The following is a 23371-nucleotide window of genomic DNA, read 5'->3' as shown; positions in this document are numbered from 1 at the left end:
AAGTTAGTGTCTGGACTGACTATGACGTGACACTTTCTGAACCTCTGGCATGGTGCGGATTTTTTTCATCACTCTTGCCAAATGTACGCGATTTTGCGTGGTAATTTCGATGTCGATAAAGTAGATATTACTCTCTTTTTCTTCTGTTTGCAGTCCAATAATATTGGAATCGCAACCAGAAATTGTGTTCGTTAGGGTAGCAAGGGTCCCCTGATGATTAAACAGTTCAATTCGCAGCGAGGCTTTAAATTCACCTTGAGGTTCATCGTCCCAACGCATTGGTAATACGCGCTGAGGCTCTTCTTTTGAAAGCTTGCGAATGTTGTTGCAACCAATTTGGTGAATCGTCATACCACGACCTGGGCTTAACACCGCCACAATTTCATCGTCAGGAATAGGGTGACAACAACGGGCATAATGCACCAATAGACCTTCGGTACCACGAATAGCTACGTTACCTTTCTTCTCTGGTAAGTCTGTGTTTTCACCTAGCAATCTGCGGGCAACAATAGCGCTTAGCTCGTTACCCAAGCCTATATCGATAAGTAAAGAATCAAAGTCGTCGTGCTTAGTTTCAGCCACTACCCGTTCAATATCGGCCTCTGGAATATCGTCCAGCTTCACTTCACCTAAGGCATGGCGCAGTAAGCGGTTACCCATGTTTACCGCTTCTTGAGAGTGCTGTTTACGCAAATATTGGCGAATACGAGTGCGTGCGCGAGCACTGACTACAAAGTTTAGCCAATTAGCATTGGGTTTAGCTTTAGGCGAGGTAATAATTTCTACGGTTTGACCATTTTGTAATGGCTTACTTAGGCTGTAGTTTCTGCGCTCTACCCGCACACCTACACAGGTATTACCAATATCTGAATGCACTGCATACGCGAAATCTACGGCTGTAGCGCCCATAGGCAGTTCAATAATGCGACCATCTGGAGTAAATACGTAAATTTCTTCTGGGAATAAATCTGTTTTAACCGATTCAATAAATTCGAAGGATGAACTGGCAGACTGTTGAAGCTCAAGTAACGATTGCATCCACTTACGCGCTCTTAATTGCGCAGTAGTGCCGTTGTCGCCAGGCTCTTTATAAAGCCAGTGCGCAGCAACCCCTTTATCTGCCATCTGATCCATTTCTTGGGTACGAATTTGAATTTCTACCGGAATACCATGGGGGCCAATAAGCGAGGTGTGCAATGATTGATAGCCATTGGTACGTGGAATGGCAATGTAATCTTTAAAACGGTTTTCAATCGGCTTATACAAGCTATGCATAGCCCCTAACGAGCGGTAACAATTATCTACCGAGTCGACCACAATACGAAATGCATAAATGTCCATCACTTCGTTGAACATTAGCTCTTTGTTACGCATTTTACGGTAAATAGAGTACAGGTGCTTTTCGCGGCCAAGTACGTCCGACTCAATTTTATAAGCCGCTAAACGAGTGCTGAGTTCTTCACGAATATTTTCGATAATTTCTTTACGGTTACCACGGGCTTGGCGAACCGCCGATTTAAGCGCGCGGTGACGCATGGGATACATGGCAAGAAAACCTAGGTCTTCTAGCTCATTTTTAATATCGTGAATACCTAAGCGATGGGCAATAGGCGCATAAATTTCAAGGGTTTCTAGAGCTATACGGCGGCGCTTATCAGGGCGAAGCGAACCTAGTGTACGCATATTATGGGTACGGTCAGCTAGCTTAATCAGAATAACCCGAATGTCTTGCACCATGGCCATCATCATTTTACGGAAGTTTTCAGCCTGTGCTTCTTGCTTACTGCTAAATGCAATTTTATCTAGCTTACTGACCCCTTCCACCAACTCGGCAACGGTTTCACCGAACGCCTCAGCAAGATCTTCTTGGCTGTAATGGGTGTCTTCAATCACGTCGTGTAGCAAGGCTGCCATGAGGGTTTCATGGTCTAAATGCATGTCGGCCAGAATACTGGCAACAGCAACAGGGTGCGTAATATAAGGGTCGCCACTTGAGCGCATTTGTCCATCGTGGGCCTCTTGCGCCAACACAAACGCCTCTTGTACCAGCTGAACTCGGTCAGCAGGCAGGTACTTTATTACTTTCTGTTTTAAGCCTTCAAACAAATACACGGACTAGTGCGACTCCTGATTAACGTTACAACCTTAAGAATACGTAGAATTGAGCCTTTAGCCAATACCCAAAAAGCAAAGCGCCAGTGCTTTTTTCAAAGCACTGGCGCCTAAACATACAATAGTTACCCTTATGGTGTAACTATTGATCAGAAAGAATATTTGCTACTGAAGAAAACTCAGCGTGTTCTTGTTGTTCCTGATCACGCAAATCGTCTTGCTCTAGTGTGCTAGCAGTTACCAAACCTTCTTCGATTTCACGAAGTGCAGTTACAGTAGGCTTATCGTTTTGCACATCAACCATTGGAGTTTTACCTTCGGTGGCAATTTGGCGAGCACGACGAGCAGCTACCAAAACCAAATCAAAGCGGTTACCAATTTTATCTACGGCATCTTCAACTGTTACGCGGGCCATGTATTTCTCCGAAAATTAGGTTGATCAAGTAATTCAAAAAGCGGCCGCGTAGTATACACCCTTGTAGGGCACGATCCTAGCGGTTTGTTTGAATTTAAAACAATATATTAAGCAGATCCGAGCAATTCGTCCAATAAAGGCTGATAGCGCATTTGTTGTTTCATTGTTCGTAAACGCTGTGAAATCACAATCGCTTCTAAATCGTTAAGCGCAGTGGCGAAATCATCGTTAACAATAACGTGACTAAACTCACTAAAGTGGGACATTTCTGCCACCGCTTCTTTCATTCTACCGGCAATCACTTCATCGCTGTCTTGCCCACGATTGGTTAAACGCTGCTCTAACACTTCGATTGAAGGGGGCAATATGAAAATACCGCAGGTATCTGGCATGAGCTTTTGTACCTGACGCGCACCTTGCCAGTCGATATCTAAAAAAACATCGATGCCACGATGCAACGTTTGCTCAATGGTTACCCGAGAAGTGCCATAATAGTTTCCGAACACTTCTGCCCACTCAAAAAAAACACCTTGTTCAATCAGCGCTTCAAATTGCTCTCGGCTTACGTAATGGTAATGCTGCCCATCAACCTCACCCGGTCTAGGTTTACGCGTGGTGTGGGACACTGACACTTCCATTGCATTGTTGCTATTAGACGCGTACTTTTCCATTAACGCCTTTATAAGGCTGGATTTTCCTGCGCCTGAGGGCGCTGCAAGTATAAATAAATTACCGAGTAATGATGCCATGAAAGTATTAAATATATTTTAAAATATGGTGATTTCGTGGAGCAATGATAGCATATTGAACCGTTAAGCCGTAGTAGCAATCGTTTAAACACACTCTCGATGCCTGCGCCAACACTTCAAACAGTGTGATGAGTTTACAGCGCGTTTAATACCCGTGCTGTTTTAGGAAAATACAAGAAGTAGGAACACACCAACATGGCGCAAGAACTTTTGCCGTACGTTGAACAAAAACCCAGCTCTACTCCAAATGCCTGCGTGATCTGGCTTCATGGTTTAGGCGATTCTGGTCATGGCTTCGCGCCTATCGTACCTGAGCTAAAGCTACCTGATAGCATGTCAGTGAAATTTATTTTCCCCCACGCGCCAGAACGCCCCGTTACCATTAACGGTGGCATGCGTATGCGTGCGTGGTACGACATCAAATCACTCGATTTCAATAGTCGCGCAGATTTAACTGGTGTACTTGAGTCGGCGAGTCAAGTAGAAGCCCTTATCCAAGAACAGGTAGATAAAGGCATTCCTACAAACCGCATTGTGTTAGCAGGGTTCTCTCAAGGTGGCGTAATTGCACTTCATTTGGCGCCTCGCTTCACACACAAACTTGCCGGTGTATTGGCACTTTCCACTTATATGTGCGAGCCAAACTTATTAGCCAATGAAGCGACTGAGATCAATCGTGACATCCCCATTATGATGGCCCATGGCGATCAAGATGAAGTCGTGCCCATTTTTATGGGTAATGCGGCATATAAGACGTTAACCGAGAATGGTTTTAACGCCACTTGGCAAACCTACACCATGCAACACAATGTGTGCATGCAAGAGTTAAACGATATTTCAGCTTGGCTACAAAAGGTACTTGCTTAGTCTTTTTGAGCTAAGGTCTTTTACTAGGCACTTTTACCAAAGGCTTTGGGCTTAATCGCTTCGCTTTTATAGCTCTATCTAATGGCTGCTTTGGTAGCTTTCTGGGATAGCGCTACATGACGCGGTTCCTACCCGCACCTTTCGCTTCGTAAAGGTGCTCGTCAGCCAACTTAACCGTGGCATTAATATTGGCGTCAGTTAATGCTGTTGCCACCCCAAAACTGGCTGTGATCGGGTGATGAATGTCTCCCTCTATAAATGGCGAGCTTTCAATCTCTACACGAATTTTTTCAGCCAACTTTACCGCCATACTCAAGGTTGTTTTGGGGTATAAAATTAAAAACTCCTCTCCACCAGTGCGTGATACAACATCGGTGGCTCTAATGGCTTTTTTCATTAATGTAGCAACGTTAATTAATACTCTGTCTCCAACGTCATGCCCGTAGTTATCGTTTATTTTTTTAAAGTAATCGATATCCACTACAACAACACTTAACGGAAAGTAATCCGCTGGGTTTTTTATTGCGCGCTCAAAATAAACCGATTCTAAAAATCGCCTATTGGGTACTTTGGTCAGAGGGTCAGAGTTAGCTTGACGAAGCTTCTCTAAATTATCGGTCAACATCTCCTTTCTACTTTTATGCCAAAAGTATTCAGAAATAAAAGCCACTGTAATGAAACAACCAAGCGCTATTAGGAAGCGAGATACATCCTCTGCCCGATAGGTAGCAGGAATAGATTCTTGGTGGTAAACGATAAAGGCCACCGCGCCGACGGTACCCGTGACGTAAAAAATGGCCGCTCTAAAACGCACAATAATAATTTGTATTAAAATAAGTGGGTAAACAAAGTGCAGCCCCGTATCATGGTAACCACCAGTAACAGAGATTACCGCCACCATAGCAGTAACAATACATCCTGCAATATAGTAGAAAATATTATTATTTTTAAAGATATGCGACAACGCCGCATTAGCAAAAACTGAAAACGAAAAAAGCCCCAACCAAAAGGCGAGAAAGTGATCACCCCGCACTAAATTTTTAGCGGCTAACACGGCCATAATAATACCGCCAATGTATGAGATGAAATACAAAGTTAAACGGCGGCGCTTCACTTCAGCACTATTTAAATGGGTATTTTCGAGAAATTGGCTTAACGAGGAACTATCCATATAACTGGAGGCTTATCCATATCTTATGATTGCAATAAGCATAGTCACTCTACGTACAATTTCGCAACCGTAAACCTGTGCGCAAGTTAAAGATTTAAGTACAATGTACTTATAAGTCGAACGATAGCCTTAAGCAAAAGCCATGTGATTGCTTTAGGTTCTATGCCTTAGACAAGGCCCTAGACAGGATATTAATAATGCAAGCAGCACCTAAGAGAACAATTCGTATCGCCACTCGCAAAAGCGCACTAGCGCTATGGCAAGCTGAATATGTGAAAGCGAAACTGTTAGAACACCATGATTCAATTGTCGTTGAGCTGGTTCCTATGAGCACTCAAGGTGATCGAATTCTTGACACGCCGCTGGCAAAAATTGGTGGTAAGGGCTTGTTTATCAAAGAACTTGAAGTTGCCATGCTAGAAGGCAGAGCCGATATTGCGGTGCATTCAATGAAGGATGTACCCGTTGAATTCCCCGAAGGATTTGGGCTTCACGCCATTTGCGAACGTGAGAATCCGTTCGATGCCTTTGTATCAAACCATTTTGATGATTTAGATGCATTGCCAGAAGGTGCTGTGGTTGGAACCTCTAGTCTTCGCCGCCAGTGCCAAATTCGTAAGCATCGTCCCGACCTAAAAATTAAAGATTTGCGCGGTAATGTGAATACCCGCCTCGCTAAACTCGATGCTGGCGAATACGATGCCATCATTCTTGCCTCTGCTGGCCTTATCCGTTTGGGCATGGAAGAACGGATTAAAACCGGTTTGCCGGCTTCGGTATCGCTTCCCGCCGTAGGGCAAGGGGCTGTAGGTATTGAATGCCGCAATGACGATGCCGAACTTATTGCGTTACTTCAAGCGCTGAACCACGATGAAACCCAAACCCGAGTGAGCGCAGAGCGCGCGATGAACGAACGTTTGGAAGGCGGCTGCCAAGTTCCTATCGGCAGTTTTGCTACCCTTGATGGCGACAGCATAACCTTAACCGGTATGGTCGGACAGCCCGATGGCTCAACCTTATTATTTGCTTCTGCCACAGGCCCTACAAAAAATGCAAAGAGCATAGGCGTAGAAGTCGCCGAGGCACTGCTCGAACAAGGCGCTGGAGAGATTCTTAGCGCGTTGTATAACTAGTATATGTTATTGATAACCCGTCCTCTTCCTAAGTTACAGGCAAGTGCAGAGGCTTTCGAGCAGGCGGGTATTAATGCCGTAGGGGTTGCTACATCAGATATTCAAAGCATCCCCAGCAAGGCAAACGAGCTCCAACAGTTTTTGTTGAGCTCGCCCAGCGTTAATAGCATTATTGTCACCAGCATTTATGCCGTGCCAGCGACGCTTGATGCACTCAACCATGTCTCGTTGTTATCTGCGCCTACTACGTTAATTGCGGTAGGCGATGCCACAGCCAATGCGCTACACAGCGCGAATTTACCTTTCAAAATTGTTACACCTTCGCTACATACATCCGAAGGTATACTGGTCATGCAGCAACTTAATGAGGCAAACTGTACACAAGTCGTTATTATTAAGGGTGAAGGTGGCAGGGATACGCTGGCTCATGTTTTAGGCGGCAGAGGTATATCGGTTACTGAGTTTTGTGTATATAAAAGAGAACCACTTACAAACCCAATTTACACAAAAGTCTGGAAAATTGGCGATGTTAGCGGCATTATCGCTACAAGCGAGAATATGGCAAAACAGCTTATTTCTAGCCATAGTATGCAATTATTAGCGTTGCCCTGGTTAACGGTAAGTGAACGAGTTGCAACGAGTTTACGTAATCTTGGGATAGCACGCGTTTCGGTGTGCAACCGCGCCACCGATCAGGCATTAATTGCCTGGGTAAAGGAAAATTGGGAGTATTAAATGTCTGACAAGAATGAGAAGGACCCTCAAAATGGGGAATTGGTAAGCGTGGAATCATCATCTAGTACGACATCAGAAGCGACGTCAGCGAACACCGCATCAAGCACAGATACAGTATCACCTAAAGGTACGGATAAAAACACGCCGAAAAAAGCGAAAAAATCATCAGGAACCAAGCTTCTATGGTTTGTGGTTATTGTTATTTTCCTTTTAGTACTAGGCATTATTGGTGCTGGGTATTGGTACTACATGCAACAACAAGGCAGCAGCGATTCCCTTGCTAAAGCTCAACAGGCAAATACCGCGCAAGTTAACGACATGCTTTCCGATCGTAAGCAAACAGCAGACACGTTGCGTATGCTCAACATGCAGAACGGTGAACTAAAAGACGCTGTAGATTCATTGCAGCAACAAAATAGTGCCTTAGTGCAACAAGCCGAAGCAACACAACAGCAACTTAATAGCATGGAAGGTCAACGCCCTGCCGATTGGCTTATAGCCGAGGCTGATTATTTAGTTCGCATGGCGGGTAGAAAGTTGTGGTTAGAAAACGATGTACGCACAGCAACCTTATTGTTAGTAAACGCCGATAAGCGTTTAAAATCACTAGCAGATCCTTCCGTACTACCGGTTCGCGCCAAGCTTGCTGAAGACATTCAAACCCTTCAACAAATGAACCCTGTATCTCAAAGTTCGGTGGCTCTTGCCCTTACCGGCATGCTGGCGCAAATTGACAAATTACCGTTAGATACTTTTGAAAAGCCAGTAGAGGCAGATGCTGATAGCAATGAGCTATCTGAATCGGCAGACGACTGGAAAGAGAACCTAGCGAAAGTGTGGCACTCCATTGTTGATGGCTTTTTAACAGTGAAAAGTTTAGAAGGCCCGGTTGAACCGGTAATGTCATTACAAGCCCAGTTTTTAGTTAAAGAACAGCTTCGCTTGCAGTTGATGCATGCTCAGTCTGCTGCTCTTAAAGCAGACTCAGGTTTGTATGAGCAATCTTTGCTTTACGCTAAAACCATGCTTGAAGAGCATTATGATGTTGAAAAGATTCAGGTTACTGGTTTTATCTCAGCACTAGATAACCTTGTTGATACCGACATTTCACAACCAATCCCTAGCCAGTTAGTTTCACAAAAGCCGCTAGAGCAGTTATTGGAGTCTCGTGTAAAACAAGCATTCAGTCAGGGAGCTAGCGCATTATGAAATGGTTAGTCATTGCCCTTGCGGTGCTGGCCGCATTTATTGTTGCGCTTATTGTTGGCCCTATGATTTTGGGCGACAAAGGCTATGTACTCATTTCGTTAGGTAATACCGCGATAGAAACCAGCCTAATTGGTTTTTGCATTATCATTATCTGCGCCATTATCAGCTGGTATATCATCTCTAAGTTGGTGTTATGGACGTTAAGCCTAGTAACGGGTTCTCACCGCTGGTTTGGTGCATTAGGTGAACGTAAACGTAAGCGTGCTTTCTATCATGGACTACAGTCATTGGCAGCGGGTGACCTAAAAAGTGCTCACAAGGCGTTAAGCCAAACCACCAATGGCGATTTTGAAGGGGTAAATTACTTGGCCGCTGCGCAAGTGGCTCAAAGCCAAAATGACCCACAAAAAGCCCGTTACTTCTTACTGCAAGCGGCAGAGTATGACAGTGCCAAAGTTGCAGCCACGATAGTGATGGCACGTATTGATATAACAGAAGGTAAGTATACCGAGGCGCTTGAAAAGTTAGACAACTTAGATGAAGAAGAAGCCAACAATCCGCAAGTAATAAAGCTAAAAGCGTCGATAATGGCAGAACAAGGTCAATGGCAAATCTTGCAAGAAAAGCTAAGTGGTTGGCGCAAGGCGTTACCAAAAGAAGATTATACCGCATGGTCACAGAGAATTGCCAAGGGTAAGCTAGCTGAAATTGCCAGTAAGAATGGCGCTGCTGAGCTTAAAACCCACTGGGAAGGATTACCTCGTAAAATTAAGCAAGACGATGCTTATCGCGCGGCTTATATTCAACAATTGCTTGAACAAGGCATGCATGCCGAAGCACAAACGCTGCTAGTAGAGTGGCAAAAACGTGGCCCGCACCCTGCTCTATTTCCCTATTTCACCCAGTTGAACATTCCGAATGCTGCCCCCTCACTGCGGTTGCTGGAAAGCTGGATTAAACAAGACAGCGAAAATGTTGAGTTATATTCAACGCTGGGAAGAGTCGCGTTTAACGCTGGTGACGACATTCTAGCGGAGAAAGTGTTATTAAAAGCCGTGAAGATGGAATCGAACAAAGATGACCTGTTATTGCTGTCAGCCATTAGTGAGCGTAGACACGATAGCACCACGGCGTTGCAATATTATAAGGAAGGTCAACAGCTGGTGTAGCTTTACGCTGTTCACTTTTAATTTAAAAGAAGATAAAAGAAAGGCCAGTCATTTCAATTGACTGGCCTTTTTCTTTTTTAATTTACGCTATACGCTGAGTTTTACGCTGATGTGCGGTCTACCGCTTTAGGTTCGGCTAAGGCTTTACGCCGTTGCAGCGACTGGTAAAACGGTGCGTAAGTGGGGCGCATCACGTATTTACCATCGCCCGCCTTTGCTAATAACTCGCCATTTTGCCACGCGATATTACCGTTACAAATGGTCATAACGGGCACACCTGTAATTTCCATACCTTCGAAAATATTAGTTTCAATATTCGACATATGGGTTTCAGCAGAAATCACTTTTGTGCCTTTCGGATCCCATATCACTAAATCGGCATCGGAGCCTTCCCGTACCGCGCCTTTGGCAGGATACATATTGAAGATTTTAGCCGCATTGGTAGACGTCACTGCCACAAACTCGTTAGGGGTAATTTTTCCGCCGTTAACGCCTTTTTCCCATAATACTGCCAAGCGTTCTTCTACCCCGGCAGTGCCGTTTGGAATTTGAGTGAAGTTGTCTTTACCCATGGCTTTTTGTTCATTACAAAAAGCGCAGTGGTCGGTAGCGGTGGTTTGTAACGTGCCCGCTTGTAAGGCTTTCCATAGTACGTCTTGATGCTTTTTAGGACGAAACGGCGGGCTCATAACATGGGCTGCTGCACGCTCCCAACTTACATCTTGATACACACTATCATCTACTGTTAAATGCCCAGCTAAGACTTCACCATAAACGTGGTGCCCGCGCTGCTGCGCATAACGAATCGCATCAACCGACTCTTCTACCGAGCAATGCACTAAATACAAAGGTGCGCCTAGGGTTTCAGCAATACTAATAGCACGGTAAGCCGCTTCGCCTTCAACCATGGGCGGTCGAGATAGCGGATGGGCTTCTGGCCCAGTGATCCCTTTATCCATTAATTGCTGTTGTAAGTGGTACACCAATTCGCCATTTTCAGCATGAACCGTGGCAATAGCACCTAGCTCCATGCAACGAGTAAAGCTTGATACCAAAATATCATCGGTGGCCATAATGGCGTTTTTGTACGCCATAAAGTGTTTAAAGCTATTAATACCGTATTCGGTAGCAAGGGTTTCCATGTCTTTATGAACACTGTCATCCCACCACGTTATTGCCACATGAAAGGTGTAGTTAGACATGGATTTTTCAGACCAATCGCGCCATTGCTGATACGCTTCCATCAGAGGCTGACCTGGGCTTGGAATAACGAAATCGATAATCGTCGTGGTGCCACCAGCAAGGGCGGCGGCTGTACCAGAAGCAAAGTCATCGGCGGCTACCGTGCCCATAAATGGCAGTTGCATATGGGTATGCGGGTCGATGCCACCCGGCATGATTAGCTTTTCAGATACATCAACAATTTCTACATCAGTGCCTTCTACAGAAACATCATTTACTGAAAGGTCTTCGCCAATTTTAGTAATTTTGCCGTCTTCGCAAAGTACATCAGCTTTGTAAGTCATTTCGTGGGTAACTACGGTACCACCGCGTAATAATATGGCCATTTTTGTGTCCTGTTCGCTTTAATTTATGAAGCTTTTGCTAGTTCACCAACGTTCGTGTTCACGGTGTTAACTAGCTTGCCTGCAGCAAAGTAATAAATGATGGCGCCCGAAATAGAACCGGTAAACCAACCGTAGCTATAGAACCACGTTAGTACATCTGCGGTTATGGCTAGCAGGGTAATACCTACTGGAATTAAAAAGGCAACAAAACCGGCCCAATTCACTTTCGGGTAGGCAGCACTGCTGGTGTAAAGCGCCGCTACATCTAGCTCTTGTTTTCTAATCAGGAAGTAATCAACAATCATAATGCCCGCAATAGGGCCTAGTAAGCTTGAATAGCCAAGTAGCCAATTTGAGTACAAGCTATCTACGCTTACATCAGATTCAATAAGCCCAGCTTTTTTCAAAAGCTCCCAACTCATTAATAACACGCCAACTATGCCAGTTAGCAATACCCCACGGGTGTGATTAATGTACTTAGGGGCAATATTTTGAAAGTCGTTGGTGGGCGATACTACGTTTGCGGCGGTGTTAGTAGATAAGGTAGCCACAATAATAAGTAGCATGGCAATGGCCACAAAAAATGGGCTATCGATATGACCTATTAAGGTAACAGGATCTGAAACCGTTTCACCTACCAGCGTGGTAGAGGCTGAAGTCAGTAACACACCAAGGGCGGCAAACATGAACATGGTGAGTGGCAAGCCAATGATTTGCCCAGTAACTTGGGCTTTTTGACTTTTAGCATAACGGCTGAAATCAGGAATATTCAGCGACAATGTTGCCCAAAACCCGACCATGGCAGTTAGCCCTGCAAAGAAGTAGCTAAAGAAGCCTGCATCTTCGGGTCTGCTAGCTGGGGTAGCCAACACTTCAGTTACCGATACTTTGTCGCTTGCCCACCAGATTAGCCCGGCACCTACGATTAATAGCAAGGGAGCTGCTAAGGTTTCTAGCCATTTAATTGACTCCGACCCTTTAATTACAATAAAGACATTTAATGCACCAAATGCGAAGAAGCCAATGACCTCTCCCATACCGCCAAGCTGTGCCCAGCCATCTGAAATAGAGGATAGAAACAAATGTATGGCCAGGCCACCAAACATGGTTTGAATGCCAAACCAGCCGCAGGCGACAAACCCCCGAATCAAACAGGGAATGTTAGAGCCTACAATGCCAAATGACGAGCGCAGTACCACCGGAAAGGGAATACCGAACTTTGTGCCTGGAAATGCATTTAACGTAAGCGGAATTAGTACCACTATGTTCGCCAACAAAATAGTAAACAAGGCTTCAATGACCGACAGACCAAAGTAAGTGGTGAGAACACCGCCTAAGGTATAGGTAGGCACACAAACCGCCATCCCCACCCAAAGCGCGGCAATATTACCTGTACCCCAAGTACGCTCCGATAATTTAGTCGGCGCTAAGTCTTCGTTAAAATAATCACTCTCGGTCACCGATTTACTGAGTGTGACCTCACTAATTTCTGAACTCATACGCTTGCCCCTTCATCTTCAGTAATTGAAGCACCGGCGGCTTCAGCAATACGCTTGCTGGCGGTTAACATGGTATGAAGCAATACGTTTGCACCATCTGCACATTGCTCTGGGCTAGAGTATTCAATTTCGTTGTGGCTAATGCCATTTTCACATGGAGTGAAAATCATGCCCGCTGGCACTAGGTCGGCCATGTAACAGGCATCGTGACCAGCACCCGCGTAGATATCCATGTGTGAATATCCTAAGTTTTCAGTGGCAGCTTTTACATCGTCAGAGGCATTAAACTCTACTGGCGCAAAGTACCAGAAGTTATCCACGGTAATTTCTAAGTTACGCTCTTTGGCTACCGAATCACAGTAAGCCACAAACTCTTCATGCATAGTGGCCAACACATCTGGGTTAGGGTTGCGTAAATCGGCACTAAACTTCACGTTTCCAGGAATAGTATTACGTGAGTTAGGATATACCTGCATGAAACCTACTGTTCCAAGACCATTGTCATAACGATTAGCTAGCGATTCGATTTCTGCCACAATTTTACCTGTGGCTACCATGGCATCTTTGCGTAAGTGCATTGGCGTTGTGCCAGAATGAGATTCTTGACCTTGTATTTCTACGTTATACCAGCGAATACCTTGGCCTAAACGTACTACACCAATGCGTTTTTCTTCATCTTCTAATATTGGGCCTTGCTCGATATGGGCTTCAAAAAATGCGCCTATGTTGCGGCTTCCTAATTCTTCTTCACCTAAGTAGCCTATGCGCGCGAGTTCATCGCCTAAACGCAAACCGTTTACGTCGGTTTTATCTAATTCTTCTTGTAAGTCGAAGCGCCCAACGTAAACACCAGAGCCTTGCATGGCGGGCTGAAAGCGAGAACCTTCTTCATTCGTCCAAACGCTGACTTCAATTGGGGTTGGGGTAGTAATGTTGTTTTCATGTAGGGTTCGAAGTACTTCAACGCCGGATAATACACCGAATACGCCGTCGAACTTTCCGCCTGTAGGCTGAGTATCTAAGTGGCTTCCGGTCGCCACTGAAGGTAGTTCGTTATTGATGCCCGGGCGTTTAGCAAAAATATTACCAAACTTATCTATGCTAATTTCACACCCCGTGGCTTCACACCATGCGCAAAACAAGTCTCGAGCTTGCTTGTCTAGATCTGTGCCGGCTAAGCGATTGCAACCGCCTTTTTCAGTGCCGCCAATCTCGCCCATTTCCATCAGGCTGTCCCATAATCTTTGACTGTTAATTCTAAGCTTATCCATTGTTTTGTCCTCGCAGGTGGAAGGTTATTCCTATTAACACTTTGCCCCAAGTTAGCTCAACGAACGTACTATAAGAGTGCAATCTTGATAACTTTATTTACCAAACGGTAAATAAATTTTTTCTCTATTTTTATGCTGATTGTTCACTGTTTATTATGTATCGCTACTATTGCTGAGACGCCTAAAGCAAAGGGCGTGATTATTCTTTTGTCTAATGCGCTGTTCTATTTTTAGGCGCTTAATTAATGCCAATAACACTGTAAAAATTGACCGAATGGTAAATTCTTATATTTTGGACTTTCAACATTTATGCCAGCGCCTGTGCCAGAGACCGTTGCACCGGTTTTTAATGACCAACAAAGTTCGCTGTCTTAGCGAACTTTGTTGTTTGAGATATTAGTTACTTGGGAAAGAAAATTGACTGCCTTCACGCAAGTTCGTTGACGGCCAGCGTTGTGTAATGGCTTTTCTGCGCGTGTAGAAACGCACTGAATCTGGGCCATACGCATGTAAATCGCCAAACAATGAGCGCTTCCACCCACCAAAGCTGTGGTAAGACACAGGTACAGGTAACGGTACGTTCACACCCACCATGCCCACTTGAACCTGATCGATAAAGAAGCGTGCGGCCTCGCCGTCACGGGTGAAGATACAGGTACCATTTCCATATTCGTGCGCGTTAATTAGCTCAAGTGCCGTTTGCATATCGGGGACACGTAACATCACAAGCACGGGGCCAAAGATCTCTTTTTGGTAAATTTCCATGTGAGGTTTTACTTTGTCGAACAAAGTAGCCCCTAAGAAATAGCCATCTTCAAAACCTTCTACACTGAGCTTTCTACCATCACTGACCAAATCAGCTTCTTGGCTAACGCCAGAGTCGATGAACCCACTCACTGTATCGAAATGTTGAGCGCTGATTAACGGCCCCATGTCATTGCTATTGTCGTTACCCGCACCCACTTTGAGCGTTTCAATTTGCGCTGACAATCTGTCGCGCAGGGTATCGCCCATTTCGTCACCTACCGCAAGCACGACCGATAACGCCATACAGCGTTCGCCACATGATCCAAACGCAGCGCCCATTAGTGCATTTACTACGTTATCTACATCGGCATCTGGCATAACAATGGCGTGATTTTTCGCACCACCTAAAGCTTGGCAACGCTTTCCGTTGGCACTGGCTTTTTGATAAATAGCTTCAGCAACAGGGGTTGAACCTACAAAGCTTACCGCTTGAATGGTCGGGTCTTCTAACAGTTGGTCAACGGCTGACTTGTCGCCGTTTACCACGTTAAGTACACCCGGTGGTAAACCGGCTTCTGCCGCTAGGGCTGCTATGTATAGTGCGCTGGAAGGGTCTTTTTCGGATGGTTTCAACACAAAGGTGTTGCCACACATGATAGCGCTGGGCCACATCCATAAAGGCACCATGGCCGGAAAGTTAAACGGCGTAATACCTGTCACTACACCTAGCGGCTGGAATTCACTCCACGCGTCTATACCTGGGCCCACATCTTTGCTGTGTTCGCCTTTAAGTAATTGAGGCATGCCACAAGCAAACTCAACGTTTTCAATACCGCGTTGTAATTCACCTTTCGCATCGTGTAGCACTTTGCCATGCTCTTCACTGATTAATTCACAAATTTTATCGCTGTGTTGCTCTAGCAATACTTTTAGACGAAACATCACTTGTGCACGTTTTGCTGGTGGCGTAGCACGCCATGCTGGGTACGCCGTTTTTGCTGAATCTATCGCTTTTTGCACCAACGCAGCCGAGGCCATTTCTACTTTTCCGCACACAGCGCCAGTAGAAGGGTTGTGAATATCAATCAAATTTCCATCTTGCGGCGCTACGTGTTCGCCATGAATAAAGTGTCCTACCAATGAAGTCATATCTGTATCTCTTTTTTTGCGTAAGTGGACCAAGACGGTAAAGGGCTATTTGCCCATTAACGTGTCTTGCATCGCGTTAATTAAGGTGTCGATTTCCGTTTTTTCAGTGGTAAACGGAAGGCCTAACTGAATAGTGTCGCCGCCGTAGCGTACGTAAAACCCCTTCTTCCACATGGCGTCAGCGATTTCATAAGGGCGTCGAGCCGGTTCGCCTGGGTAGCTTTCAATGCTGAAGCCTGCGGCAAAGCCGAAGTTTCGAATATCACTAACGAATGGCATGCCTTTTAAGCTATGCACCGCTTCTTCAAAGTAAGGGCTAAGTTCGGCAACGCGGCTGACGAGGTTTTCTTGTTCTAAAATATCAAGGGCAGCCATGGCGGCCGCGCAAGCAACAGGATGGCCGGAATAGGTGTAACCGTGTGGTAACTCAATGTTGTAATCGGCACCGCCTGCGTTAACTACGGTGTCGTAAATAAATTCACGAGCCAGTACCGCGCCCATAGGAACGGCGCCATTGGTGATTTGCTTGGCCACGTTAATCATATCGGGCACTACATCAAACGCATCGGCCCCGAATAAGCTACCTGTGCGACCAAAGCCGGTAATTACTTCATCGAAAATAAGCAGAATATCGTGCTGGTTACACAATTCACGTAAGCGGCGTAAATAGGCTTTTGGCGGAACAATAACCCCTGCAGAACCACTCATTGGCTCAACAATCACCGCCGCAATATTCGACGCATCATGTAATGCCACCATTTCGATAAGCTCATCAGCAAGCTCTTCACCATAGTTCGGTGCGCCTTTACAGAATTGATTATTCGGCAGCAAGGTATGTGAAAGGTGATCAGACTCCATGGCTGGCCCCCACATTTTGCGGTTTGCGCCAATGCCGCCAAAACTAATGCCGCCCCAGCTTGCACCGTGGTAGCCTTTCGCTCGGCCGATAATGCGAGTTTTAGTAGGCTGACCTTGCTGGCGCCAATAAGCACGGGCTATTTTGGTTGACGTATCAGCCGCTTCAGAACCTGAGTTAGTGAAAAACACTTTATTGATATCAGCCGGCGCCATGTTGGCTAGCCTGTCGGCTAGCTCAAACGCCAAATTGTGGCCGTACTGAAAGGCGGGTGCATAATCTAGTGTTGTTAACTGTTTAGCGACTGCTTCGGCAATTTCAGGGCGATTGTGCCCTGCGCCGCATGTCCATAACCCAGATAATCCATCGAAGATTTTACGACCATTGTCATCAATGAGGTAATTGCCCTGTGCACCGGTAATCATTTTAGGCGATGCTTTAAACTGGCGATTTGCAGTGTAAGGCATCCACAACGCGTCCATTTGCGGTTGTGATAGCTTGGAAGCCCACTGGGTCATAATTGTTTTCCTATGGTATTTGTTCACTTGGTCTACTTTACCCAGCCGCATAAGTTCGATAAATTATAAATATTCAAATCTTACTTTCATAAATATGAAACTATGCGCGCAATTCTTGGAAACCTATCAGATACAGACATTCGCTTATTGAGAGTATTCATAGTGGTGGCACAGGCTGGCGGCCTTTCTGCTGCCGAGCTTGAACTCAATATTGGGCGTTCTACCATTAGCCGACATTTGAAAGATTTAGAAACCCGATTAGGTATGGTGCTTTGTCATCGAGGCCGTGGGGGCTTTTCGCTTACCGAAGAAGGAAAGCGTATTTATGAATCTACACAGCGTTTGTTGTTGTCGTTGCAAGACTTTAGAAACGAAGTAAACGACATGCATCGGCATTTGCAGGGCAATGTGGTGGTAGCCATGTTTGATAAAACCGTGTCGAACGATGCATGTAAAGTGAATGAAGCCATATACACCTATCAGCAGCAGGCGCCTAATGTGAATGTCGAAATTCATGTGGTGCCAGTTAATACCATTGAGCAAGGTATATTGGATGGGCGCTATCATATTGGCATTATTCCTACCCATCGCTCTTCCTCAAGCCTAAATTACTTACCCTTGTTTGGTGAGCAGATGCATTTGTATTGCGGACGCAAGCACCCTTTTTACATAGAACTAGGGGATATTTCCCGTGAAGAGATTTGCGACGCCAAGTATGCGGGGCTAAGCTTTCACAGCCCAAATATGGACAAAAGTATGTCTCTGGGGCTTAACAAAATGGCGGTTGCGAACGATCAAGAAGGTATTGCCACACTGATTTCTTCGGGCTGTTATTTAGGCTTCTTGCCTGATCATTATGCAGAGTCTTTCGTAAAAAAAGGCCAGATGCGGGCTATCGAGCCCAATAATTTCGCCTATCATTGTGAATTCGCGGCCATTTATCGTAAGTCACCTAAGCCCACCCGCTTGGTAGAGCTCTTTTTAGAAGCGCTTGCCAAAGAACATGGGAAGGAAGAACCCATTGCTATTTAGCACAGTGACTACCCATTTCTAAGACATTGAGGCTCTGTTACATGAGCACCTCAAAATGGTTAAAGAAAGCGGTTAAGAAAACAAACAAGAACAACAAGTGGCAACTTTACACAACGCCACATGGAAGCGGTAACAGGACATAAAAATGACAAAACCTACAAAGACGCAGGCCAATCGTGCAAAAACAGAGGCCGGAATTCTGCGCGCCGCAGAAGAAATATTTGCACAAAAAGGGTTTGCTGGCTCTTCAATGGATGCAGTGGCGCAACAAGCCGGCCTCTCTAAACAACTCATTTTGTATTACTTTTCAGGCAAAGATAAGTTGTACCAAGCCGTACTCGAAAACATGATTGATTTATGGCTTGAGAAAATGCAGTTCAACGACGACCCTGAGGCATCTCCAGCCAGTACCATTCGTCAGTACATTCAGCAGAAAATAGAATTATCTCGTGATTACCCCAATGGTTCGAAAGTATTCGCCCATGAAATCATAAACGGCGCACCGGTACTGAAAACGTATTTGATAGAAAATTTAAAGCCTGCGTTTGAACGAGACGTGAAAATTCTTGAGCGCTGGATAGCAGCAGGTCACATTCGCCCTGTTGATCCTAAGCATCTATTCTTTACCATCTGGGCTGCCACACAAACCTATGCCGACTTCTCTACGCAAATTCAGTTGTTGCTAGGTAAACCCGCGTTAGAGCAAGATGATTTTAACGAAGCCACTGAATTTTTATGCAATTTCGTTTTAAGCGCCCTAGATGCACAACACTAGTGCATAAAATTTAATTTACCCTACTTTTTTTGGCGCGCTTCATCGTAAAAGCGCGCCTTTTACTTTCTACTCGCCCTATTCCACCACCGTCAAAGAACAAACATAAGTAACTGTAATAAAACAACTTTAATCATAAAAACCCTATCAACAAAACCTATTAAATACCCTGCCAGCACACCCAACTTGCTCTATTTTGAGACACACTTCGCACCAAAAAAACCTGCAAATAATCTCTTTACCATTTGGTAAAAACCATGATAAAGATTAAAAAAGCAACAGCCTAAATTGAATATTTAGTGCATTAACCTTACTTGCAGGAGACGCCTATTATGCTATCGCGCCAACACGCCATTGCCCTTGAACATGCTACAGGTGCACAGCTTGATGCACTTTGCGAACAAGCTGCAGGCGTTCGCGATACGCACTGGCCTAATACCCTGACGTACTCACGAAAGATATTTATTCCGCTGACTAACATGTGTCGTGATACCTGTGGTTATTGCACGTTTGTAAAACACCCAGACTCAGGCCAAGCCAATATTTTAAACCCAAGTCAGGTGTTGGCTTCTGTATTAAAAGGCCAAGCGCAAGGGTGTAAAGAGGCCTTGTTCAGCTTGGGCGAAAAACCCGAGAAGCGTTATCGCTACGCGAAAGATTGGTTGGCCACATTGGGCCATACCAGCATGGTGGATTACCTAACCGAAGTGTGTGAAATGGTGCTGGATAAAAGTTTAATGATCCCCCACGTGAATGCGGGAACGTTAACCTTTAACGAACTGAAACAGCTAAAAAATGTAAGCGGCAGCATGGGGATGATGCTCGAATGCACCAGCGACCGGTTAATGAAAAAAGGCCAACCCCACTATGCCTGTCCAGACAAGGTACCAGGTATACGCTTAAAGACGTTGGAAGACGCAGGAAAGCTAGATATCCCCTTCACCACCGGCATTCTTATTGGCATTGGTGAAACCTGGGAAGAGCGTGTTGATAGCTTAATGGCCATAAACACGATGTACCAAGAATATGGCCATATTCAAGAAGTCATCGTTCAAAACTTTCGAGCGAAAGCAGGTACCGCTATGGCCAATGCGCCAGAGCCAACCCTTGATGATATGCGCCGCACGCTGGCCATGGCTCGGTTAATTTTAGACCCAGCAATTTCTCTGCAAGCGCCGCCGAATTTAGCCCAAGAATACCCTCATTACATTGCTGCAGGCATTAACGATTGGGGCGGTATTTCACCGTTAACGAAAGACTTTATTAACCCAGAGCGCAGCTGGCCGCAAATTACAGAATTAGCAAATGCATGCGAGCAACAAGGCTATGCATTGCAAGAACGTTTAACCGTATATCCGAAGTACCTACAAGCTGGCGAACGTTACGTTACCAAGGCGCTCCATCAAGCTATGCCGGCTTGGCGCAACGACGGTCTTGCCGTAGAGCAATGTATTGATAACACCACTTTTCAAGGAGTTGCTCATGGGTAACATACTGCAAAATATCACCTCGGTTTCACCTTGCGACTTAACGCCAGCAGGCGACTTCACCTTGCCCTACAGCGATACACCTATTCAAACTAAGCTAAGCCAACTTCGCCCTGCTATTGCCCATATCTTACAGCGGGCTTTAGAAGGCAAAATGCTTAATCATGAAGAAGCGGAAGCCTTGTTTTATTGCCAAGGGCCGGAAACCGATGCCCTATTGCACACCGCCGACATTGTGCGCGAACTGCGTACCGGTAATGACGGGTCGTTTGTAATAACTCGCAATATTAATTTTACCAATGTATGCCATATGGGCTGTCAGTTTTGTAATTTCGGGGTGAATAAAAACGCCGGCGATGCAGAGTTTTTGGCCCCTCATCAAGTGGCCGCTAGAGCCAAAGAAGCCCACGCTCGGGGCGCAACTGAAATTTGTGTTCAAGGTGGCCTTCACCCTGACTTACCCGCCAGTTTTTATGGCGACTTACTCGATACGGTGTCATCTACCGTGCCTGATGTTCACATTCATGCCTATTCGCCTTTTGAAATTTGGTATGGCGCAATGAAAGGCCGCAAAAGCTACACAGATTTATTAACCGACTTAAAACAGCGCGGCTTAGCATCTATGCCTGGTACGGCAGCTGAAATTCTAGATACTGAAGTAAGACGCAAACTAACTAAAAACAAACTTAGCACCGAAAACTGGCTTAAAATCATAGAAACCGCGCACAACGTTGGTTTACCGACAACATCTACCATTATGTATGGGCACATAGATGGGCCATCACACTGGGCCGCTCACCTTATTTTATTGCGCGACATGCAAGCTCGTACTGGCGGCTTTACCGAATTTGTTCCGTTAGGCTTTATACATAACGACAGCCCCCTTTATAAAAATAACCCTAGCGAAGTAAGAACTGGCCCAACAGCCGATGAGCATTTCAAAATGCACGCCATTGCGCGATTAGTGTTGCAAGGTTACATCGATAACATTCAAGCCTCGTGGGTGAAAATGGGGCCAGATATGGCGTCGAAAGTGCTTCGTGCAGGGGCTAACGATTTAGGAGGCACCCTAATGAACGAGAGTATTTCTCGTGCAGCAGGTGCTAGCCACGGTCAAGAAATTGTCCCTCGGGATATGGTGAACTTTATTCAGCGCGCTGGGCTAAGCGCCCATCAACGTAATACTTTGTACGACGTAATTACCCCGTACGGCCGTGACAAAAAGCCTGCTCACCAAGCGGCGCTTGTGGGCTCAGAAACTGCTAGCCCAGCAGCCCCACAAAAAGACAAAACAGTCTTTAGCCCATTTAACACGTCATCTCACATTCCCGTGAAGGTAAGCGCATGAAAAACATTGTGTTACTCGCCGGTGGCGTAGGCGGTGCAAAAGCTGCGAAGGGCCTGTATCAGTCGGCTTACAAAGATAACCTATCCATTATTGGCAACGTAGGTGATGACGACGAATTCCATAATTTATGGGTGTCGCCTGACTTAGATACGCTTACCTACACATTAGCGAACGAAGTGAATCCAGTTACTGGTTGGGGGCTTAAAAACGACAGCTGCCGCATTCTTTCTCGGCTTGCTCAATTTGGTTCAAGCACATGGATGCATTTGGGAGATATGGATATTGCCACCCATATTTTCAGAAGCGCTAAGCGGGCCGAAGGCATGACTATGACGGCGATTACTCGCCAAATTACCACCCGATTAGGTATTACCGTACCTTTGCTGCCAGCTACCGACGATACTCTGCAAACTCGTCTTGAAACTGAAAACGGCTGGGTGGATTTTCAGACTTACTTTGTACACCAACGCTGCGAAGCTAACGTAACCAATATTGCGTACGAAGGGGCACATCTTGCTTCTGCTACTCCTGAAGTGTTGGCGGCCATTAGCGCTGCTGACATTATCGTATTTGCCCCTAGCAACCCGCTACTCAGTATTGCTCCCATGTTAGCCATACCCCAATTTCGCGATGCGCTATCAGCAAGCAACGCCACCAAAATTGCGGTTTCGCCGCTAATTGGTGGCAAGGCCATAAAAGGCCCTGCTGAAAAGCTACTACAACAAATGAGCTATACACCCGGTAACAAAGGCATTGCTGAATTTTACCAAGATATTTGCGATGTATTGGTCATTGATAATCAAGATGAAGGCGAAACAAACGTTATCGAAAGTTTTGGGTTGCACGCTCATTGCACTTCAACCTTAATGAAATCAGATCACGACAAAGTAGCACTAATGGAAGAGGTTATTTCGGCGGCCACCACTTATCAACCGGAGGTGCCTTGTGCATAAACTATGCGTTGTTATCCCCATGAAAGATCCTGCGTTCAGCAAGCAGCGTTTGTCACCACATTTGCCTGCCAGCGTACGTAAAGCGTTAGCCATTAAGTTGTTCAAGAAAACCGTTATGTCGTTAAACGGTTCATTTCCACAATGGCAAAAACTAGTGGTAACGCCGTCGCTATATATCGCCGATTTAGCCACCAGCTTAGGCTGCAAAGTAATATTTGAGACCAAAGGCAGCAACTTAAACACAGCCTTAACTCAAGCCACCGAATGGAGTATGTCACAAGGGTTTAGCCATCAACTTATTCTGCCTGCTGATATTGCTCGGTTAGAAGAAAAAGAGCTGAGTTCTATTGCATCATTGGCCTCAGGCGATACATCAGTGGTTATTGGCAGTGCATATGATGGCGGCACTAACGCACTATGCACTACGCCCCCTAACGCCATTGATTTTGCATTTGGCAAATCATCTTCTTATGAGCATCACCAAGCGGCCATTGAAAAAGGCTTAAAGTGCGTGACCGTTCAGCCTAAATTTTTAAGTCAAGACATCGACCATCCAGACGATCTTCGTCATGTGAATGACGTTGTCGACTCCTTAATTGCTTGAGGTTTAA

General features: G+C 45.5%; 20 protein-coding genes. 11 read left to right on the top strand and 9 right to left on the bottom strand.

Going from position 1 to position 23371, the window contains the following annotated elements; translation table 11 throughout:
- Positions 1–3: 3 nt before the first annotated feature.
- The 3 genes from spoT to gmk all read right to left on the bottom strand — a co-directional run bounded on the left by spoT (position 4) and on the right by gmk (position 3276).
- A complete protein-coding gene (gene spoT / locus AVL57_RS00810) occupies positions 4–2112 on the bottom strand; it encodes a bifunctional GTP diphosphokinase/guanosine-3',5'-bis pyrophosphate 3'-pyrophosphohydrolase (protein ID WP_057794789.1) in 2109 nt (702 codons plus the stop codon).
- 142 nt (positions 2113–2254) lie between these two features.
- Positions 2255–2527, bottom strand: a complete 273-nt coding sequence (rpoZ, locus tag AVL57_RS00805; RefSeq protein WP_057794791.1) for a DNA-directed RNA polymerase subunit omega — start codon at positions 2525–2527, stop codon at positions 2255–2257.
- A gap of 107 nt (positions 2528–2634) precedes the next feature.
- A complete protein-coding gene (gmk, locus tag AVL57_RS00800) occupies positions 2635–3276 on the bottom strand; it encodes a guanylate kinase (protein WP_057794793.1) in 642 nt (213 codons plus the stop codon).
- Between the two features lie 195 nt (positions 3277–3471).
- On the opposite strand from gmk, the gene AVL57_RS00795 reads away from it, so the two are divergent.
- Positions 3472–4143, top strand: a complete 672-nt coding sequence (locus tag AVL57_RS00795) for an alpha/beta hydrolase (RefSeq protein WP_057794795.1) — start codon at positions 3472–3474, stop codon at positions 4141–4143.
- Positions 4144–4255: 112 nt separating this feature from the next.
- On the opposite strand, the gene AVL57_RS00790 is transcribed toward AVL57_RS00795, so the two are convergent.
- A complete protein-coding gene (locus tag AVL57_RS00790; protein ID WP_057794797.1) occupies positions 4256–5314 on the bottom strand; it encodes a GGDEF domain-containing protein in 1059 nt (352 codons plus the stop codon).
- 197 nt (positions 5315–5511) lie between these two features.
- On the opposite strand from AVL57_RS00790, the gene hemC reads away from it, so the two are divergent.
- Genes hemC through AVL57_RS00770 form a run of 4 tightly spaced genes read left to right on the top strand, consistent with a single transcriptional unit; the run spans position 5512 to position 9560 of the window.
- The gene (hemC, locus tag AVL57_RS00785) at positions 5512–6447 is read left to right on the top strand and encodes a hydroxymethylbilane synthase (RefSeq protein ID WP_057794799.1); all 936 of its coding nucleotides are present in this window, start codon (positions 5512–5514) and stop codon (positions 6445–6447) included.
- Between the two features lie 3 nt (positions 6448–6450).
- On the top strand, positions 6451–7182 hold the full coding sequence (locus AVL57_RS00780; protein WP_057794801.1) for a uroporphyrinogen-III synthase: 732 nt from the start codon (positions 6451–6453) through the stop codon (positions 7180–7182).
- Entirely contained in the window at positions 7183–8391 is a 1209-nt protein-coding gene (locus tag AVL57_RS00775; protein WP_057794803.1) for a uroporphyrinogen-III C-methyltransferase, read from the top strand. It begins immediately after the preceding gene.
- Positions 8388–9560 (top strand): heme biosynthesis HemY N-terminal domain-containing protein, encoded by a 1173-nt coding sequence (locus AVL57_RS00770; RefSeq protein WP_057794805.1) that lies wholly within the window; start codon positions 8388–8390, stop codon positions 9558–9560. Before AVL57_RS00775 ends, AVL57_RS00770 begins: the two co-directional genes overlap by 4 nt.
- A gap of 101 nt (positions 9561–9661) precedes the next feature.
- Here the strand turns inward: AVL57_RS00770 and hydA are convergent, their stop codons facing one another.
- The 5 genes from hydA to aptA form a co-directional block, all read right to left on the bottom strand.
- On the bottom strand, positions 9662–11128 hold the full coding sequence (gene hydA / locus AVL57_RS00765) for a dihydropyrimidinase (protein WP_057794807.1): 1467 nt from the start codon (positions 11126–11128) through the stop codon (positions 9662–9664).
- A gap of 23 nt (positions 11129–11151) precedes the next feature.
- Positions 11152–12627, bottom strand: coding sequence for an NCS1 family nucleobase:cation symporter-1 (locus AVL57_RS00760; protein WP_057794809.1), 1476 nt, complete (start codon positions 12625–12627; stop codon positions 11152–11154).
- Positions 12624–13898: a Zn-dependent hydrolase gene (locus tag AVL57_RS00755; RefSeq protein ID WP_057794811.1), complete on the bottom strand. Its 1275-nt coding sequence runs from the start codon at positions 13896–13898 to the stop codon at positions 12624–12626. Before AVL57_RS00755 ends, AVL57_RS00760 begins: the two co-directional genes overlap by 4 nt.
- Before the next feature lie 396 nt (positions 13899–14294).
- Entirely contained in the window at positions 14295–15794 is a 1500-nt protein-coding gene (locus tag AVL57_RS00750; RefSeq protein WP_057794813.1) for a CoA-acylating methylmalonate-semialdehyde dehydrogenase, read from the bottom strand.
- A gap of 45 nt (positions 15795–15839) precedes the next feature.
- Positions 15840–17168 (bottom strand): omega-aminotransferase AptA, encoded by a 1329-nt coding sequence (aptA, locus tag AVL57_RS00745; RefSeq protein ID WP_057794815.1) that lies wholly within the window; start codon positions 17166–17168, stop codon positions 15840–15842.
- Positions 17169–17270: 102 nt separating this feature from the next.
- Here aptA and AVL57_RS00740 point away from each other — a divergent pair, with 102 nt between their 5' ends.
- The 6 genes from AVL57_RS00740 (at position 17271) to cofC (ending at position 23364) form a co-directional block, all read left to right on the top strand.
- Positions 17271–18200 carry a LysR family transcriptional regulator gene (locus tag AVL57_RS00740; protein ID WP_057794817.1) on the top strand — a complete coding sequence of 310 codons (930 nt, stop codon included), beginning with the start codon at positions 17271–17273 and terminating at the stop codon, positions 18198–18200.
- A 145-nt stretch (positions 18201–18345) separates the two neighbouring features.
- On the top strand, positions 18346–18975 hold the full coding sequence (locus AVL57_RS00735; RefSeq protein WP_057794820.1) for a TetR/AcrR family transcriptional regulator: 630 nt from the start codon (positions 18346–18348) through the stop codon (positions 18973–18975).
- A 329-nt stretch (positions 18976–19304) separates the two neighbouring features.
- A complete protein-coding gene (gene cofG, locus AVL57_RS00730) occupies positions 19305–20462 on the top strand; it encodes a 7,8-didemethyl-8-hydroxy-5-deazariboflavin synthase CofG (RefSeq protein ID WP_057794822.1) in 1158 nt (385 codons plus the stop codon).
- Positions 20455–21807 (top strand): 5-amino-6-(D-ribitylamino)uracil--L-tyrosine 4-hydroxyphenyl transferase CofH, encoded by a 1353-nt coding sequence (gene cofH, locus AVL57_RS00725; protein ID WP_057794824.1) that lies wholly within the window; start codon positions 20455–20457, stop codon positions 21805–21807. The genes cofG and cofH overlap by 8 nt, the downstream gene beginning before the upstream one ends.
- The gene (gene cofD, locus AVL57_RS00720) at positions 21804–22760 is read left to right on the top strand and encodes a 2-phospho-L-lactate transferase (protein WP_057794826.1); all 957 of its coding nucleotides are present in this window, start codon (positions 21804–21806) and stop codon (positions 22758–22760) included. The genes cofH and cofD overlap by 4 nt, the downstream gene beginning before the upstream one ends.
- Complete coding sequence (gene cofC / locus AVL57_RS00715; protein ID WP_138118143.1) at positions 22753–23364, top strand: 2-phospho-L-lactate guanylyltransferase; 612 nt, start codon at positions 22753–22755, stop codon at positions 23362–23364. Before cofD ends, cofC begins: the two co-directional genes overlap by 8 nt.
- Positions 23365–23371 lie beyond the last annotated feature (7 nt).

The organism is Alteromonas stellipolaris (assembly GCF_001562115.1).
Classification (GTDB): Bacteria; Pseudomonadota; Gammaproteobacteria; order Enterobacterales; family Alteromonadaceae; genus Alteromonas; species Alteromonas stellipolaris.
Note: the sequence above shows the minus strand (reverse complement) of the source record. Positions and strands in the feature narration are given on the sequence as shown.